Source organism: Cupriavidus oxalaticus, from assembly GCF_038900635.1.
Lineage (GTDB): Bacteria > Pseudomonadota > Gammaproteobacteria > Burkholderiales > Burkholderiaceae > Cupriavidus > Cupriavidus oxalaticus_B.
The window spans coordinates 23594-40416 of the sequence record NZ_JAYMRX010000032.1; the positions used below are offsets into that span (position 1 = coordinate 23594).

The window sequence follows — 16823 nt, forward strand, 5'->3', positions numbered from 1 at the left end:
CGGCGCGGCAGCCGATGCCGGCGATCCATTTCATTCGGGCTTGACGTTGCCGTCCTTGATCACCTTGGCCCACAGCCGGGCCTGGCCGTCGATGAATTGCTGCGCCTGGGCCGGCGGCGCGGCCACCACCTCGCCGCCCAGTTCGGTCACGCGCTGCCGCGTCTCGGGGCTGTGCATGACCTTCTGCAACGCTTCGGCAAACCTGGCGACGATCGGTTCGGGCGTGGCCGCCGGCAGGAAGGCCGCATTCCACTCATAGACTTCGTAGCCGGGCACGCCGGCCTCCTGCATCGTCGGCACGCCCGGCAGCGCGCTGGTGCGCTGGTGGCTGGTGACCGCCAGCGGCTTGAGCTTGCCGGCCTTGATGTGCTGCAGGCTCGATGCAACGTTGGCAAAGAACAGCGGCACCTGCCCGGCGATGACGTCGGTCATGGCCGGGCCGCCGCCCTTGTACGGCACGTGCAGCAGGTCCACGCCCGCGCGCTGCTCGAACAGCACGCCGGCCAGGTGCTGCGCCGAGCCATTGCCGGAGGAGGCAAACGCCACCTCGCCCGGCTTCTGCTTCGCCATCGCCAGCACGTCGCCGACCCTGGCGGCCGGGAAGCTGGCCGTGGCGACCAGCACGTTGGGATAGCGCGCCAGCACGCCGACGGGCTTGAACGCCCTGGCCGGATCGTAGGGCAGCCTGGCGTAGAGGCTGGGATTCACGGCGTAGGAAGAGGCATCGACCATCACCGTGTAGCCGTCCGGCGCCGCCTTGGCGACATAGGCAGCGCCGATCTGGCCGCCGGCGCCGGGGCGGTTCTCCACCACCACCGACTGGCCGAGTTCGCGGCCGAGGCCCGGCGCGATCAGCCGTGCCATCAGGTCGGCGCCGCCGCCCGGCGGATACGTGACCACGATCGTGATGGGCCGCGACGGCCACGTGGCGGCACTCTCCACTGCCTGCGCCGGCGCAGGTTGCAGCAGTTGCAGCACAATGCCGGCCGCGCCAATGGCCGCGGCCATCGCCTTGATGGAATGCATGAAACGGTCTCCTCGGATGCGGATCGGGTATTGGATCGGGTATCGGATTACTAGCGGATGTCCGCGGTATAGCGGAAAGCGAAGGCATCGCCCCGGGTCAGCCGGTATTCGATGCAGGTGCCGCGCAGATCGAAGGCATGCCGCGTCACCACCGCGCATGGGTGTGCATCCGGCAGTTCCAGCAACTCGGCCTCGTCATGCGCCAGCGTGCGGAAAGTGACCTCGTCGACCGCGCGGTGCACGGTGATGCCGCACTGGCTGCCGAGCAGCGGATACAGCAGGTCGCCCCATTCCCATACCGGCAGCTGCTGCAGCGCTTCGCAACGCGGCAGCGGCAGCCAGATCGATTCCAGCAGGCGCGGCTTGTCATCCAGCCAGCGGCGCCGCGTGATCGCCAGGCCGCGCGCTCCGGATGGCAGTTCGAAGCGCTCCGCCATGGCCTTGTCCAGGCGCACGGCGCGGCACGACAGGATTTCCGAGCGGGGCACCGTGGCGGCGCCGTCGGCGGCGCCGAAGCGGAAGAAACGCATCGGGCTGGCGCCGCTCAAGCCCTTGCGCACAAAGGTGCCGCGGCCCTGCACGCGTTCCAGCAGCCCTTCCTGCACCAGCACGGCGATCGCCTGCCGGATCGTCCCCAGCGCGATGCCGAATTCTTTCGCCAGCGCGCCCTCGGCGGGTATCGCCTCGCCCGGCGGCCAGTCGCCGGCAACAATGCGCGCCTGGAGCTGTGCGGCGATCTGGCCATACCGGCTCAGGCCGGCCGCGCTGGTGATTTTCTGAAGCAGGTCAATGTCCGCCATCGGTTGTCCGTCGGTCTGGAGCCATGCTAAATTGTTATTGATGTCCTCTAGAGGACTAGAATACTGACGCGGGCTTGCTTCCCCTATCCGGAATTACCCGTGCACAGCAGGGCAGACAGATGAATCAACCCGCAACGCCGGTGGTGGACTGCCACTTCCATATCTTCGATGCCGGCCCGGCCGCGCCCTCCGCCCGCTATCGGCCCCCCTATGCCGCCACGCTGCCGGACTGGCAGCGGCTGGCCGGGGCGCTTGGCGATCCGTTCGGCGTGGTGGTGCAGACCAGCTTTCTCGGTACCGACAACACCGCGCTGCTGGCGGCGCTGCGCGCCATGCCAGCGCGGCTGCGCGGCGTCGCGGTGGTCGATCCCGGCGTATCCGATGCGGCGCTGGGCGAGCTGGACGGCGCCGGCGTGCGCGGCATCCGGCTGAACCTCTATCGCGATCCCGGCTGGCAGCGCATCGGCACAGCGCCGTGGCGCGCATTGTTCGCGCGTATTGCCGCGCTGGGCTGGCATGTCGAGCTTCATACCGACAACGGCGACGGCAACACGGTGCTGGCCGCGCTGGATGGCGTACTGGGCGAGTCAGGCGTGCCGGTGGTGCTGGACCATTTTGGCAGGCCGGGCGCAGCGGGCGTGGCGGATCCGGTGTTCAGCGTCGCCGCGGCGGTGCGGGCGCATCGGCAGGTGTGGGTCAAGTGCAGCGCGCCATACCGGCTGGTGGCGCCAGGGGCGTGGCGCGAACTGGCGCAGCGCTGGCTGGAAGTGGCCGGTGCCGATCGGCTGCTGTGGGGCAGCGATTGGCCGTGGACCAATCATGAAGCCGGCGAGCGGGCGGGAGAGTGCGCCGAAGTCAGCCGCTGGCCCGGCTCCGGGGCGGCGGATGCTTCGCTGAATGAATCGCTGCGCTGGCGCAATGCCGCGGCGCTCTACGGGTTTGCGATCGCGCCAGGAGCGGCGGACTAGCCTGCCGCCTTGCGCGGCCTGGCGCGGGTGCTCTTCTTCGCGCTGGTGGCCCGCACTGCTTCGTTCTCGGCCGGTGCGCCGCCGCGATGCAGCTGTTCCAGCCACGCCATCGCCTCGACATACGAAAAGAACTGCTCCAGGTAGCCTGGCGACAGCTCGTGCATCAGCGTCAGCGCACGATGCACGAGATGGTCGGAATTGAGCGGCCCGGCATTGCCCGGCAACTGCGCCTGCGCCTGCCGCAGCTGGCGGCTGACGCTGACGCGCGACCACGTGTCGCGGAAATAGTCGACCAGTTCCGGCTCGGGTTCGGGACGCAGGGCGCGCACTGGTGCGGCGGCGCGCGGCGCAGGGGTGCGCGGTGCGGGAATGCCCGGCGCAGAGGCGGCCGGCGCAGACGCCATGTTCGCGGCGCGCGTATTGGCGTTGATATAGCTGACCAGGCCGGCAAGCGTGGCGGCCGCTACCGCGGTTGCATCCTGGGTTGCATCCTGTACCGTTGCCGCAACTGCCTCGCGTCCCGCAGCGTCTTGCGCCACGGCCTGGCGGTAACTGTCGACCAGCGCCGCCAGCCGCGCGTCCAGCATCTGCCGCACCGCGCCGTCATGGCCGGCCGAACGCCGCGCCAGCGCTTCGATCAGCCGGAAGCGCACCGGGTCGACGCCGGCGGCATCGCTGTCGCGCCAGGCATCGAGCTGCGCACGCACGCTTGCGGCGACGTCTTCAGCCACGAGGCTTCCCCGTTCCCATGGTCACGCGCGGCACCGGCGCGATTTCCACGCGCCGGTTCTTCGCGCGGCTCCCGGCATCGGTATTGGTGGTGACCGGCTGCTGCGAACCGAAGCCCGCCGAGAACAGCGACGCGGGCGGCACGCCGGCATCGATCAGCGCGCGCGTCACGGTCAGCGCGCGCTGCGCCGACAGTTCCCAGTTGTCGGCGAAGCGGCGGTTGCCCTCGCGTACCTGCTGGTCGTCGGTAAAGCCGCTGACCATCAGCATCTCGTCACGCGTGCGCAGGTAGGCCGACAGCGGCGCGGCCAGGCTGCGCAACAGCTCGCGGCCCTCGGGCTGCAGCTGGTCGGAGTTCAAGGCAAAGAGCACGCTGCCGCTGATGCCGATGCGCCCGTTCACCAGCGTCACGCGCCCGGCGGCGAGCGGGCCGGCCAGCGCCTGCTCCAGCGTCTGGCGGCGCTGCGCCTCTTCCTGCCGCTGCCGCACCTCGTCCTCAAGCCGCGCCGACAGTTCGAGCTGCACGCCGATGACGCCCAGCAGGACCAGCACGAACGCGCCCAGCAGCACCGACATCAGGTCGCCGAAGACCGCCCACGCCGGTACCGCCGGTTCGGCGCCGGCGTCGATGTAGTCGTCCTTCATGCCGCCTCTGCGCGCGGTGCCTGCCGGCCGCCCAGCTGCTGCAGGTCTTCCAGGATCTGCTTCTGCGACAGCATGCTGAGGTCGACCACTTCGCGCGCCTGCGCCACGTAGTAGGCCAGCTGCTCATCGCTGCGCGCCATCGACTTGTCGAGCGCGGCCTCGATGCGCTGCAGCTGCTCCGACAGCTTGTCGTTGGACGCGCTGAACATCTGCACCGCCACGCCGAAGGCTTCGCCCAGGCTCGCCACCTCGACGGCGCTGCCGGTGACCTGCGCCGCGGCTTGCGCCAGGCGGCCGGTCTCGGACTCGACCTGCTCGGTGAAGCGGCCGCCGACGCGTTCCAGCAGCTCGGACGTGGTCGCGAGCAGCGTGTCGACCGCGGCGCGCTGGCCGGTGGAGGCGTGGTTCACGGCGTCGAGCAGCGTGCCCAGCGTTTCCAGCGTGCGGCTGCGTTCTTCCAGCATGGCGTTGTCGCGGGCCATGCCTTCGGTGAGCTTCTGGCGCAGTTCGGCGATGACTTCGGCCGCGGCCCTGGGCGCTTCGGCGGACGCCTGCAGCAGGCGCGCGACTTCGGCGATAGTGCTGCTGGTGTGCGCCTCGGCCTGCGCGGTGATGTCGCGCGCGGTCTGCGCCAGCGCGTCGCAGATCTCCTGCTGGCGGCTGGCGCTGTGGCTGCCGGCCTGTTCCCATTGTTCGCGCAGCGAGGCGGCCATGCCGTCGAGGTGGCCGGTCCAGGCCGCCAGGCGCTGTTCGTCGCGCGTGGCCAGTTCAGCCTGCAGCGCGGCGGCGGCCCTGGGCGCCTCGGCGGCGGCCTGCACCAGCCGCTCGATCTCGGCCAGCGTGCCGCTGGCGTGCGCCTGCGATTCGGCGGAAATCGCTTGTGCGGTCTGCGCCAGCGCTGCGCAGATTTCCTGCTGGCGGGTGGCGGTCTGCGCGCCGGCCTGCTGCCATTCCTGGCGCAGCGTGGCGGCCATCGCGCCGAGGGCTTCGGTCCAGGCGGCCAGGCGTTGTTCGTCGCGCGTGCTCAGTTCGGTTTGCAGCGCCAGAGCCGCCTTGGGCGCGTCGGCGGCAGCCTGCACCAGCCGGTCGATCTCGGCGATGGTGCCGCTGGCGTGGGCCTGCGACTGGGCGGAGATGTCATTGGCGGTCTGCGCCAGCGCGGCGCAGATCTCCTGCTGGCGATTGGCGGCTTGCACGCTCGCCTGATCCCATTGCTCGCGCAGGCCGGTGGCCATGTTGCCAAGCGCTTCGGTCCAGGCGGCCAGGCGTTGTTCGTCGCGCGTGCTCAGTTCGGCCTGCAGCGCAAGGGCGGCCTTGGGCGCGTCGGCGGCAGCCTGCACCAGCCGGTCGATCTCGGCGATGGTGCCGCTGGCGTGGGCCTGTGCCTGCGCCGAGATGTCGCTGGCGGTCTGCGCGAGCGCGGCGCAGATTTCCTGCTGGCGGCTCGCGCTCTCTGCGCTCGCCTGTTCCCATTGCCCGCGCAGCCCGGTGGCCATGTTGCCAAGCGCTTCGGTCCAGGCGGCGAGGCGTTGCTCGTCGCGCGCGCTCAGTTCGGCCTGCAGTGCCAGCGCCGCCTTGGGTGCGTCGGCGGCGGCCTGCACCAGCCGCTCGATTTTGGCGATGGTGCCGCTGGCATGCGCCTGCGACTGGGCGGAGATGTCGTTTGCGGTCTGCGCCAGCGCGGCGCAGATCTCCTGCTGGCGATTGGCGGCTTGCACGCTCGCCTGATCCCACTGCTCGCGCAGGCCGGTGGCCATGGCGCCGAGCGAATCCGTCCACGCGGCCAGGCGTTGTCCGTCGCGTGCGGCCAGTTCGGCCTGCAGCGCGAGGGCAGCCTTGGGCGCGTCGGCGGCGGCTTGCACCAGCCGCTCGATTTCGGCGATGGTGCCGCTGGCATGCGCCTGGGCCTGCGCGCCGATCTCGCGTGCGGTCTGCGCCAGCGTCTCGCTGATTTCCCGCTGGCGGCTCGCGGCTTGCGCGCTGGCCTGGTCCCACTGCTGGCGCAGCGCCTCGGTCATGCCGCCGAGCGTGCCGGCCCATGCGGCCAGGCGCTGTTCATCATGCGATGCCAGGCCGGCCTGCAGGTCCGCGTGCGACTGGCCCACGGTGCGTACCAGCGACGCCGCGTGCTGTTCGAATGCCGCCGTGGCGGCGGCCAGCGCCTGCTGGTTGTCGGCGGCGAGCTTCTCGCCGGTGCGGGCGTGCTGCGACAGGGCCTCGGTCCACGCCTGCGCGGTGCTGGCGGAGGTGGTTTCGAGGCGGGCCGCCACCTGCTCGACGAGGCCTGCGGAACGTTGCTCGAACGTCTGCGCAAAGCCGTCGAGCGCGCCGCGCAGCTCGCCCGCCAGGGCTTCGTTGCCGCGCTGCTGGCTCGCCAGCGCTTCGTTCCAGATCCCGGCGACGCTGGCGGTCGAGGTTGCGAAGCGCGCCGAGATGCCTTCGAGTTGCTGCTGCACGGACTGCGCGACGGCGTCGCGCATGGCGGCGGTCTCGCGCGCCAGGCCCGCCATGGTCGCTTCCACGGCCGGCTGGATCGCCGTGGCGGCCGCGCGCGCGCTGTCGGCAACACTGTCTTTCAGCGATTGTCCGACCGAGCTTGCCAGCTGCGTGTACACGGCTTCGGTCTTGCCGTGGAAGGCTTCCTGGCTGGCCGCCAGGCGCTGCGCCATGGCCTGGTTCTGTTGTTCCATGGTCGCCATCATGGCCTGCAGCCGGTCGACCAGCGCCGGCATAGCATCGGCCTGGCGCTGCAGCAGCCGGAACGACTCGTCGCGCTGGTGGCTGCGCGAATAGGGGCGCAGCGTGGTGGCAATGCGCGCATCGAGCGCCTGCGCGGCCTGCACGCGTTCGCGCCGGCACAGCGCCGACAGCAGGCCCAGCATGGCCGACGTGGCCACGCCGGCCACCGAGGTGCCGAAGGCGAAGCCCAGCCCCTTCACCGGTGCCGCCAGCGAAGCGCGGATCGCCTGCAGGTCGGTCGCGGTTTCCAGCGCCATGCCGGTGCCGCGCAGCGTCGACACCATGCCCAGGAACGTGCCGAGCATGCCCAGCAACACCAGCAGGCCGACCAGGTACGGCGTCAGCGCCGGTCCCGGCAGCGCCACGCGCTCGCCTTCGACGCGCAGGCGCACGGCGTTGCGCAGCCCCGCGGGCAGGCGCTCCAGCCATCCATCCAGGCTTGCCGGCGAATCGGACAGGCCCTGCACCGCATGCGCCAGCCCCAGCGTGGCCTGCCGGTAGCGCAGCAGCTCATTGGCGCCGGCCACGTAGCAGGCGCCGATCAGCAGCGTGACCGACAACGCCAGCGCATTCGAGCCCGCATAGCCGGCGGCGATCCAGCACACGGCCGCCAGGCCCGCCAGGAAAACAACAAGATGGAAGAAGTATCGGTTCATGGGATCCTGGTCAGCTGCCACGCAGGGCGGCGAGCAATCCTTCGACGGGTTGGAAGCGTATTTCCAGCTCGGCCAGCAATACGCTTTGCATATCCTTGCGAAACACGGCCAGCCACGCCCCGGGCGCGGCCGCGATGATCGGCCTCGCGGCGATCGGCATCGCGGCGGCCTGGGCCTCGGCCAGCGCCGCGGCTTCCGCCTGGCGCAAGCGCTGGAAATGCCCTTCCAGCAGGGTCGGCACGCTGCCGAGCACGCTTTGCTCGCGCGCGCCCAGCACGCGCTCCATCACGGCATCGACCATCGCCAGCCGGGCCATGTCCGGCGCGCGCGTAGACAAGGCCGCCCGCAGCCGCCCGCGCAACGCGCCGATCGCGGTCTCCATGGCCTGCTGCTGCGACACGTAGCGGTGGCGGTAGATGGCGTAGTCCACCTGCGCATCCACGGCCTCGGCCAGCGCCGCCGGCCGTCCGGGGCCGCGGCGGCGCGCGGTCAGGGCGTTGTCGCCGGCGATGGCGTCGGCCAGCGCGGCGCGCACGCGTGCGCACTCCTGCTCTTCGGCAGTGGCGCCGCAGGCACGCGCACCGGCCGGCGCCGCGGCCGGCGCGCTTTTCAAGGCCGCCGACAGGGCGATCGCATCCGGCCAGCCCAGCCATTGGCTCAGCTGGCCGGAAAGTGACGTTGCAGGTGGTGGGGCGTCGGCGTCGGTCAGGCGCGCCAGCAGCCGGACTAGCGTCGGACCGCTGAAACCTGTGCGCCGGGGCTCTTGGGACATACCGCCGGGTCTAAAAAAGCCAGCAGTTTACACGCCTCTGGGAGGCGGACGGCAGTATCTGGGGGAGGGGAGTGGCGGCAAGGGATGCCGCCGTGGGCGAGCCGTGCGGTTCAGGAAATCCCGCTGTTCATGATCCATGACCATGCCGCGGGCATGAACAGCCCGGCCCCGCCCCTTCAGCGCATCAGGCCGCAAGCTTCTGCAGCGACGCGACCGTGCGCATGCAGGCGTGCGCCGCCTCGCGGCCCTTGACCACGAAATGCTCGGCAAAGAAGCGATGGTGCTCGTCGTGCTCGTGGAAGCTCTTCGGGGTCAGCACGGCCGAGAACACCGGGACCTCGGTGTCGAGCTGGACGCGCATCAGGCCGCTGATGACGGCATCGGCGACGAATTCATGCCGGTAGATGCCACCGTCGACGACAAAGCCGCTGGCGACGATGGCGGCGTACTTGCCGGACCTGGCGAGCCGTTGCGCATGCAGCGGGATTTCGAAGGCCCCGGGGACATCGTAGATGTCGATGACATCCGCGGTGACGCCCAGCTTTGCCATTTCGGCCACGAACGCGTCGCGCGCGCGGTGGACGATATCGGCATGCCACTGGGCATGGATGTAGGCAATGCGCTTGCCTTCGGGAAGGGAAAAGCCGGCCGCGGGTGCGGTGGCACGCTGGAAAGCAGAGACAGGCTGATTCATGGTGTTCCTGTACGGATGGAGTTGGCCAGAATCAGGGCGCACGAGACTTGCCCCCGTGAAGACGGGGGCATTTTTGCTCGCTCTCTTTCATCCGGACTATCACCGTCGGCTTCGGATTTGAACCGAATCTGCTGACCCCGGCAGGTGGGCATGCCGGGCGCTCGCGGGCTTGTGCGTCAGACGCCTTCACCGCCGGTAGGGACTTTCACCCTGCCCTGAGAACGTTGCCGCGTTGTGCTTGTTGCGCTTTCAACGCGGCGGGGGGAATCATACCGCAGCGCGGCGTTCGGTGTTGGCGGACGCTGTCGTCAGGTGCGCGCAGCGGCCAGCGCCTGCACCGGCGCCACCGCCAGCGCCGCCAGCAGCCTGAGCGCTGCCACCTCGGTTGCCGACCAGATCGCGCGGTCGGCCAGGTAGTTGAAGGTGCCGGTCACCGAGCCATGCAAGCCCAGCGGCACATTGACCACCGCCGTGCAGCCGAGCTTGCGGAGCACCTGCACGTCGTCGAACACCGCCGCCAGGGCGTCGTCACCCTCGCCGACAAAGACTTCGCCGCGCTCCAGCAATTGCCGGCGCCACGGGCTGTCGCCCTTGGTCTTGTGTCCGCCGACCGGATAGGCGGTGGTGTCGGAGGACCACAGCCGTTCGATCCGGTGGACGTCCGCATGCCAGGCATTGATCGTCAGCAACCCGGGACCGAGCGTGCGCAGCGTGGCCGCGCCGATGGCATCGAGCGCCGCGGCTGGTCCGCGCGCCTGCTGCAGCGCGTCGCACAGCAAATTGACCTGCGCGATCAGGGAGCCGCCGTCTTCCAGCGGCGCGCCGGCTTGCGGGACGGGGGGCGCGGTGGCGTGCTTCAGCTGGCTCACCTCATTCCCCCTGGATGCCCAACTCGCGGATCAGCTTGCCGTAGCGGTCGGCATCGCGGCGCAGGATGGTGGCGAACTGCTGCGGCGTGGAGGTCGCGGTTTCGACGCCGATGGCGTTCATCTTGGCCTTCACTTCAGGCAGCGCCATCACGGTGTTGATCTCGCGATTGAGCCGCGCCGTCAGCTCGGCGGGCATGCCCTTGGGCCCGAAGGCGCCGTACCAGACCGCCAGCTCATAGCCGGGCAGGGTCTCGGCCACGGTCGGCACGTTGGGCAGCAGCGGCGAGCGCTTGCTCTCGGTCACGGCCAGCAGGCGCAGCTTGCCCGCCTTGACGTGCGGCAGCGTCTGCGTGCCCGCCGAGAACAGCAGCTGGGTCTGGCCCGCCACGGTATCGACTACCGCCGGCGCGCCGCCCTTGTACGGCACGTGCAGCATCTGGATGCCGGCCATCTTCTCGAACAGCACCGCGCTGAGGTGGTTGGTGGAGCCCGGACCCGCGCTGGCGTAGGCGAGCTTGCCGGGGTTGGCCTTGGCGTAGGCGACCAGCTCCTTGACGTTCTGCGCCGGCACCGAGGGGTGTACCACCATGGTATTGGTCACGTACGCCAGCAGGCCCAGCGGCGTGAAGTCATCCACGCCGCGGAACGGCATGTTGGACATCAGCGCCGGGTTCATGGCGTGGGTACTCATCGAGCCCACCAGCAGCGTGTAGCCGTCCGGTTTGGCGCGCGCCACCATGGCCGAGCCGATGTTGCCGGAAGCGCCCGGCTTGTTGTCGACGATCACCGGCTGGCCGAGCGAGCGCGTCAGGTGCTCGGACAGCACGCGCGCCAGGATATCGGTCGAGCCGCCGGCGGCCCACGGCACGATCAGCGTGATCGGCTTCTGCGGCCAGGCTTCGCTGGCGCCGGCCGGGGCCGCCAGGCACATCGCCAGCGCGGCCACGCCGCCCAGCAGGGTTTTCATTACTGCGCGCATTTTCCTTCCTCCTTGGTACTGGCGCGGACCTGTTGCGGTCCGCTGTCATGCATCGAATCGTCAGCGCCCCACCGCTCAGCGGCCCACCGCGTAGCCCTGCATGCCGCGCGCATTGGCGCCGGCGCGCAGCACCAGCCGCCCGCGCCCGTCGCGTTCGCGCGAGCATGCCGACATGCGGCCTTCGGACCAGGGCTCGCCCACGCGGACTTCGTGCCCGCGTTCGCGCAGCGCCGCCAGCGTCGCCGCCGGGAAGCGCGATTCCACGCTGATGCGGTTGAGCACGGTCTGGCGCGGCCAGAACGAGCCCGGGAAGTGGTCGATATGCCAGGCGGGTGCGTCGATCGCTTCCTGCAGGTTCATGCCATGCACCGCATGACGCAGGAAGAATGCCAGCGACCACTGGTCCTGCTGATCGCCGCCGGGGGTGCCGAACGCCATGTAGGGTTCGCCGTCGCGCAGCGCCAGCGACGGCGACAGCGTGGTGCAGGGGCGCTTGCCGGGGGCCAGCGTGTTGGGAAGGCCCGGCTCCAGCCAGGTCATCTGCAGGCGGGTATTGAGGGCAAAGCCGAGCGCCGGGATGGTCGGGCTCGACGAGAGCCAGCCGCCCGACGGCGTGGCCGCGACCATGTTGCCGTGGCGGTCGATCACGTCGATATGGCAGGTGTCGCCGACAAAGAGCTCGCGTTCGGCCCATTCGGCCACTGGCGGCAACTCGGCAAAGGTCGGCTCGCCCACGCCGAAGCGCACGTCGGCTTGCCGCAGCGTGCGCTCGGCGGCGCCCAGGTCGGGCAGGCGCGGCGCGGCGCCATCGAGCGTGCCGGGGTCGATCGCCAGCGCCGCGCGCTCGCCGATGCGCTGCGCGCGCGCGGCCAGGTAGCCGTCGTCGAGCAGTGCCGCGAGCGGACTCCGCGTGAAGCCGGGATCGCCGTACCACGCCAGGCGGTCGGCCATGGCCAGCTTGGTGGCCTCGGCAATGCGGTGCACGAATTCGGGCGAATCGGGCGCATGCTGCGCCAGCCCGGCGTGGCGCAGCATGCCGAGCTGCTGCAGGAACACGGGACCCTGGCTCCAGATGCCGCACTTGGCCACCGTGTAGCGGCCGAAGTCGAGTGTGACCGGATCCTCTTCCTCGGGTCTCCAGCCAGCCATGTCGTCGTAGCGCAGCAGGCCGGTGTGCTTGTCGCCGGTGGTGTCGCGCACCGGCGTGTTGCGGCAGTACGCGTCGATCTCCTCGGCGACGAAGCCGCGGTACCAGCAATCCAGCGCGGCGTCGATCTGGCCGGTGCGGCTGTCGCTGCGGCGCTGGGCATCTTCGACGATGCGGGTGTAGGTATCGGCCAGCACCGGCAGCGTATGCAGGCTGCCGGGCCGCGGCACCTTGCCGTCAGGCAGCCAGGTGGCCGCCGAGCTGTGCCATTCGTCGCGGAACAGCGCCTGCACCGCCAGGATCGCGCGCGAGATGCGCGGCACCAGCGGGAAGCCGTCGCGCGCGTAGCCGATGGCGGGCGCCAGCACGTCGGCCAGCGACCACGTGCCGTGATCGCGCAGCATCGTCAGCCACGCGCCGAAGGCGCCGGGGACGGTGGCGGGCACCAGGCCGATGCCAGGCATCAGTTCCAGACCCTGCGCGCGCAGCGCGGCGGGATCGGCAAGCGCCGGTGCCGGGCCCTGGCCGCACAGGGTGCGCATGCGGCGCTCGCGCTCGCTCCAGAACATGATCGGCACTTCGCCGCCGGGGCCGTTCAGGTGCGGCTCGACCACCTGCAGCACAAAGCCGGCCGCCACGGCGGCGTCGAAGGCATTGCCGCCGCGCTCCAGCACGCCCATGGCGGTCTGCGTGGCCAGCCAGTGGGTGGAGGCGGCAACGCCAAAGGTGCCGACGATTTCGGGGCGGGTAGTGAACATGGGATTGCAGCTCCGGTGATGCGAGCCAGTATAGGATTGCGAAATAACCGTGAGCGCCTGATTAGTTATCATCGTATTACGATTTGGTAATACGACATCTGGTAAGACCACATTCCCGCCCCGATTCAGGATTCCTCGTGTCCGTTGCCGCCCCCGACAAGCTGGTCCACAACCTCGTCTCGCGCCTGCGCCTCAGGCACCTGCCGCTGCTGCTGGCGCTGGAGCGCCAGCGCTCGGTGTCGCGCGTTGCGGCCGAGCTGAACCTGTCGCAGCCCGCCGTCACCAAGACCCTGCGCGAGATCGAGGACATCTTCATGGTGCCGCTGTTCACCCGCACCCGGCGCGGCCTGGAGCCCACGCCCACGGGCCGTGCAGTGCTGGCGCATGCGCGGCTGACGCTGGCGGATACCGACGCGCTGGGGCGCGAGCTGGCGGCGATCGGCGCAGGCATGTCGGGACGGCTGCGCATCGGCGTGATCCCGTACATCAGCCGTACCGTGCTCGATGCCGCCTGCAGCTTCGGCCTGACCCAGTCGCCGCGGGTCTCGGTGCTGGTGCGCGAGGGCACCACCGACGAGCTGGTGGCGGCGCTGCGCGAACACGAGCTGGATTGCGTGGTGGCGCGGACCTTCTACGCGCCCGGCGCGGACATCGCCCAGCAGCCGCTCTACCGCGAAGAGCCGGCGCTGGTGGTGCCCGCCGCGGCCGCCGGCCGGCTCGGGCGCGGGCCGCTCGACTGGCACCGGCTGGCCGAACGCGACTGGATCCTGCCGCCGCCGAACACGCCGATCCGGCGCACCATCAACACCATCTTCGCCGTGGCCGGCGTGGCGCAGCCGGTGCCGATCGTCGAAACCTACTCGATCAAGACCATGGCCACCCTGCTGCGCAACCACGCGGCGGCCACCGCCATCGTGCCGCGCGCGGTGGCCGGGGAGCTGGTCGAGGGCGGGGGCGCGGCGGTCTTGCCGCATGCGCTGAGCTGGGATTTGCCACCGGTGGGGGTGATGTGGCGGCGGCAGGCGCAGGAGGACGATGTGGTGGTGTCGCTGGTGGCGGCGTTGGGGACATTGCGGTGGGAGGATGGATAAGGCGCCGGGTTTGCGAAGGCATTGGCGCCTGCCGACATCCCGCGCAAACGCTCCCCTCTCCCGCTTGCGGGAGAGGGGTGGGGGGTGAGGGCCGGAGCGTCAACGAAGTCCAGCCCATCGGTATGCCCGCGCCCGCCCTCACCCCCGGCCTCTCCCACTTCGCGGGAGAGGGGAGCAAACCGCTGGCGATGATAGCGCGTGCTCGATCATAATCAGGCTCGCACAACCACCCCCAACCCGGAGCCATACCCATGCGACTCATCGGCATGCTCGATTCCCCCTACGTCCGCCGTGCCGCCATCACGCTGCGCCTGCTGGGTTTGCCGTTCACCCACGAATCCGTCTCGGTGTTCCGCAACTTCGACCAGTTCCGCGCCATCAACCCGGTGGTCAAGGCCCCGTCGCTGGTGTGCGACAACGGCGTGGTGCTGATGGACTCCACGCTGATCATCGACTACGCCGAAGCGCTGGCCGGCCGCAGCCTGATGCCGGCTGCGCTGGACGACCGCCAGCGCGCGCTGCGCACCATCGGCCTGGCGCTGGCGGCCAGCGAGAAGGCCGTGCAGCACGTGTACGAGCACAACCTGCGGCCGGCGGAGAAGGTGCACCAGCCGTGGGTGGAGCGCGTCGACGGCCAGCGTGCCAGCGCCTTTGCGCTGCTGGAAGACGAAATCGCGCGCATGCCCGTGCCGGCCGATGAGGCGGCCGTGTGCCAGGCCACGCTGACCGCCGGCGTGGTGTGGACCTTTACCCAGGCGATGCTGCCTGGTCACGTCGACCGGGCGGCGCACCCGGCCCTGGCGGCGCTCGCTGCGCAGCTCGAAAGCTTCCCAGCCTTCACCGCGCTGCCCCACGCATGACAGCTCGCGGGAGCCCGGTCGCCGATTGCGGTAAGCTTCTGGCGCACCCATCGCTCCCGCCTGGCCGGCTCCGCCGGGTGACGCCGCCAGCACAGGCAGCGCCCCGGCGCCAGATGCAAGCCGCGCCACGGCCGCAGACCATGAACCACGACCGATCCATTGCCACCCAGATCGTTGCGCTGATCCAGGCCGAAGGGCTGCCGGTCGGCGCGCACCTGCCGGCGCAGATGCTGGCCGACAAGCTGCGCGTATCGCGCTCGCCCGTCAACGAGGCGCTCTCCCTGCTGCACGAGAAGGGCGTGCTCACGCGCGAGAAGAACCGCGGCTTCTTCCTGGCGCGGCCGGTGGCGGCGCCGGCCGCGGAGTTTGCATCGCAACTCGGCCTGGTCGAGCCCGACCCGGCCACCGCGGCGTATTTCCAGATTGCCGAAGACCTGCTGCAGGGCATGCTGGAAACGCAGGTTTCCGAGCAGCACCTGCGGCAGCACTACGGCCTGACCGCCACCCAGCTCGGCACCGTGCTCAAGCGGATTGCGCAGGAGGGGTGGGGCGAGCGCAAGCCCGGCTATGGCTGGGAGTTCTCGTCGATGCTGACCACGCCCGATTCGCTGCTGCAGTCCTACCGGCTGCGGCTGGCGCTCGAGCCGGCCGCTCTGCTCGAGCCCACCTACCGGCTCGAGCCGCAGGCCATCGAGCGGCTGCGCGCCGCCGAGCGGCACCTGCTGGAAGGCGGCATCGAGACCGACAGCGCCGACCAGCTGCACGAGCGCGGCGTGCGCTTCCACGAAACGCTGGTCGAGGCGTCGGGCAATCCGTTTTTCATCGACACCATCCGGCGCGTCAACCGCGTGCGCCGGCTGCTGTCCTATCGCTCGATGCGCGACCGCGAACGCTACCCCGAGCACGCGAAGCAGCACCTGCACGTGCTGGACCTGCTCGCGCGCGGGCGCAACGAGGAAGCCTCGCAGGCGATGCGCGAGCACCTGCAGCACACGCTCAACGCGCTGGCGCAGATCAGCCGGCTGCTGGAGCCTTGACGGGCTGATTCAGTGGCCAATCCAGCGGTCAGTTCGGCGGCCCGTTCAGCAGGTCCAGCGCCACGTCCACGATCATGTCTTCCTGCCCGCCGACCATGCGGCGGCGGCCCAGTTCGACCAGCACGTCGACGGTCTTGAGGCCATAGCGCGCAGCGGCCGCTTCGCTGTGGCGCAGGAAGCTGGAATACACGCCCGCATAGCCCAGCGCCAGCGTCTCGCGGTCGACCCGCACCGGCCGGTCCTGCAGCGGGCGCACCAGGTCGTCGGCGGCGTCCATCAGCTGGTACAGGTCGGCGCCGTGATGCCAGCCCATGCGCTCGGCGGCGGCGATAAACACTTCCAGCGGCGCGTTGCCCGCGCCCGCGCCCATGCCGGCCAGGCTGGCGTCGATACGGTCGCAGCCTTCCTCTACCGCGACGATGCTGTTGGCCACGCCCAGGCTCAGGTTGTGGTGCGCATGCATGCCGGTCAGCGTTTCGGGCCTGAGCACATCCTTGAACGCGCGGAAGCGCTCGCGCACGCCGTCCATGGTCAGCGCGCCGCCGGAGTCGACCACATAGCAGCAGGTCGCGCCATAGCTCTCCATCAGCTTCGCCTGCTGCGCCAGCTGCCGCGGCGTGGTCATGTGGCTCATCATCAGGAAGCCGACCGCTTCCATGCCCAGCTCGCGCGCCGCCTCGATATGCTGGCGCGAGATGTCGGCCTCGGTGCAGTGCGTGGCCACGCGCACGATGCGCGCGCCGGCCTGGTAGGCGTCCTTGAGGTCGTGCACGGTGCCGATGCCGGGCAGCAGCAGCGTGGCGATCCGGGCGTGGCTGACCACGTCGGCGACGGCTTCGATCCATTCCAGGTCGGTGTGCGCGCCGAAGCCGTAGTTGAAGCTGGAGCCCTGCAGGCCATCGCCGTGCGCGACTTCGATCGAATCGACGCCGGCCCGGTCGAGCGCGGCGGCGATCCGGCGGACCTGCGCCACGCTGTACTGATGGCGGATGGCGTGGCTGCCGTCGCGCAGCGTCACGTCGGAGATATAGAGTTTTTTGTCGGTGCTCATGG

General features: G+C 70.3%; 15 protein-coding genes and 1 riboswitch. Of the genes, 4 read left to right on the plus strand and 11 right to left on the minus strand.

The genetic code is table 11. From position 1 onward, the window contains the following. Window positions 1-30: 30 nt before the first annotated feature. Both VSR71_RS31395 and VSR71_RS31400 read right to left on the minus strand, forming a co-directional pair. Complete coding sequence (locus VSR71_RS31395; protein WP_342917457.1) at window positions 31-1026, minus strand: tripartite tricarboxylate transporter substrate binding protein; 996 nt, start codon at window positions 1024-1026, stop codon at window positions 31-33. A 50-nt stretch (window positions 1027-1076) separates the two neighbouring features. After that, window positions 1077-1826 carry a GntR family transcriptional regulator gene (locus tag VSR71_RS31400; protein ID WP_342917458.1) on the minus strand — a complete coding sequence of 250 codons (750 nt, stop codon included), beginning with the start codon at window positions 1824-1826 and terminating at the stop codon, window positions 1077-1079. A 119-nt stretch (window positions 1827-1945) separates the two neighbouring features. On the opposite strand from VSR71_RS31400, the gene VSR71_RS31405 reads away from it, so the two are divergent. Next, on the plus strand, window positions 1946-2794 hold the full coding sequence (locus VSR71_RS31405) for an amidohydrolase family protein (protein ID WP_342917459.1): 849 nt from the start codon (window positions 1946-1948) through the stop codon (window positions 2792-2794). Here VSR71_RS31405 and VSR71_RS31410 read toward each other — a convergent pair. The 8 genes from VSR71_RS31410 to VSR71_RS31445 all read right to left on the minus strand — a co-directional run bounded on the left by VSR71_RS31410 (window position 2791) and on the right by VSR71_RS31445 (window position 12782). Then, entirely contained in the window at window positions 2791-3525 is a 735-nt protein-coding gene (locus VSR71_RS31410) for a DUF2894 domain-containing protein (RefSeq protein ID WP_342917460.1), read from the minus strand. The genes VSR71_RS31405 and VSR71_RS31410 overlap by 4 nt on opposite strands. Further along, on the minus strand, window positions 3518-4168 hold the full coding sequence (locus tag VSR71_RS31415; RefSeq protein WP_342917461.1) for an OmpA family protein: 651 nt from the start codon (window positions 4166-4168) through the stop codon (window positions 3518-3520). Before VSR71_RS31415 ends, VSR71_RS31410 begins: the two co-directional genes overlap by 8 nt. Then, window positions 4165-7563: a DUF802 domain-containing protein gene (locus tag VSR71_RS31420; protein WP_342917462.1), complete on the minus strand. Its 3399-nt coding sequence runs from the start codon at window positions 7561-7563 to the stop codon at window positions 4165-4167. The genes VSR71_RS31415 and VSR71_RS31420 overlap by 4 nt, the downstream gene beginning before the upstream one ends. Before the next feature lie 10 nt (window positions 7564-7573). Then, a complete protein-coding gene (locus VSR71_RS31425) occupies window positions 7574-8335 on the minus strand; it encodes a DUF3348 domain-containing protein (protein ID WP_342917463.1) in 762 nt (253 codons plus the stop codon). A 184-nt stretch (window positions 8336-8519) separates the two neighbouring features. Further along, a complete protein-coding gene (locus tag VSR71_RS31430; RefSeq protein ID WP_342917464.1) occupies window positions 8520-9029 on the minus strand; it encodes a 6,7-dimethyl-8-ribityllumazine synthase in 510 nt (169 codons plus the stop codon). A gap of 75 nt (window positions 9030-9104) precedes the next feature. Then, a riboswitch (FMN riboswitch) is annotated at window positions 9105-9256 on the minus strand. Window positions 9257-9337: 81 nt separating this feature from the next. After that, window positions 9338-9898 (minus strand): GAF domain-containing protein, encoded by a 561-nt coding sequence (locus tag VSR71_RS31435; protein WP_342917465.1) that lies wholly within the window; start codon window positions 9896-9898, stop codon window positions 9338-9340. A 1-nt stretch (window position 9899) separates the two neighbouring features. Further along, entirely contained in the window at window positions 9900-10865 is a 966-nt protein-coding gene (locus tag VSR71_RS31440) for a Bug family tripartite tricarboxylate transporter substrate binding protein (protein ID WP_428979480.1), read from the minus strand. Between the two features lie 87 nt (window positions 10866-10952). Further along, window positions 10953-12782, minus strand: a complete 1830-nt coding sequence (locus VSR71_RS31445) for a gamma-glutamyltransferase family protein (protein ID WP_342917467.1) — start codon at window positions 12780-12782, stop codon at window positions 10953-10955. A 137-nt stretch (window positions 12783-12919) separates the two neighbouring features. Here VSR71_RS31445 and VSR71_RS31450 point away from each other — a divergent pair, with 137 nt between their 5' ends. The 3 genes from VSR71_RS31450 to VSR71_RS31460 all read left to right on the plus strand — a co-directional run bounded on the left by VSR71_RS31450 (window position 12920) and on the right by VSR71_RS31460 (window position 15770). Further along, a complete protein-coding gene (locus VSR71_RS31450) occupies window positions 12920-13873 on the plus strand; it encodes a LysR family transcriptional regulator (protein ID WP_342917468.1) in 954 nt (317 codons plus the stop codon). Window positions 13874-14124: 251 nt separating this feature from the next. Continuing rightward, the gene (locus VSR71_RS31455; protein ID WP_342917469.1) at window positions 14125-14733 is read left to right on the plus strand and encodes a glutathione S-transferase; all 609 of its coding nucleotides are present in this window, start codon (window positions 14125-14127) and stop codon (window positions 14731-14733) included. Window positions 14734-14873: 140 nt separating this feature from the next. Next, on the plus strand, window positions 14874-15770 hold the full coding sequence (locus tag VSR71_RS31460; RefSeq protein ID WP_342917470.1) for a GntR family transcriptional regulator: 897 nt from the start codon (window positions 14874-14876) through the stop codon (window positions 15768-15770). A 28-nt stretch (window positions 15771-15798) separates the two neighbouring features. Here the strand turns inward: VSR71_RS31460 and dmpG are convergent, their stop codons facing one another. Next, window positions 15799-16821 (minus strand): 4-hydroxy-2-oxovalerate aldolase, encoded by a 1023-nt coding sequence (dmpG, locus tag VSR71_RS31465; protein WP_342917471.1) that lies wholly within the window; start codon window positions 16819-16821, stop codon window positions 15799-15801. Between the last annotated feature and the right edge of the window lie 2 nt (window positions 16822-16823).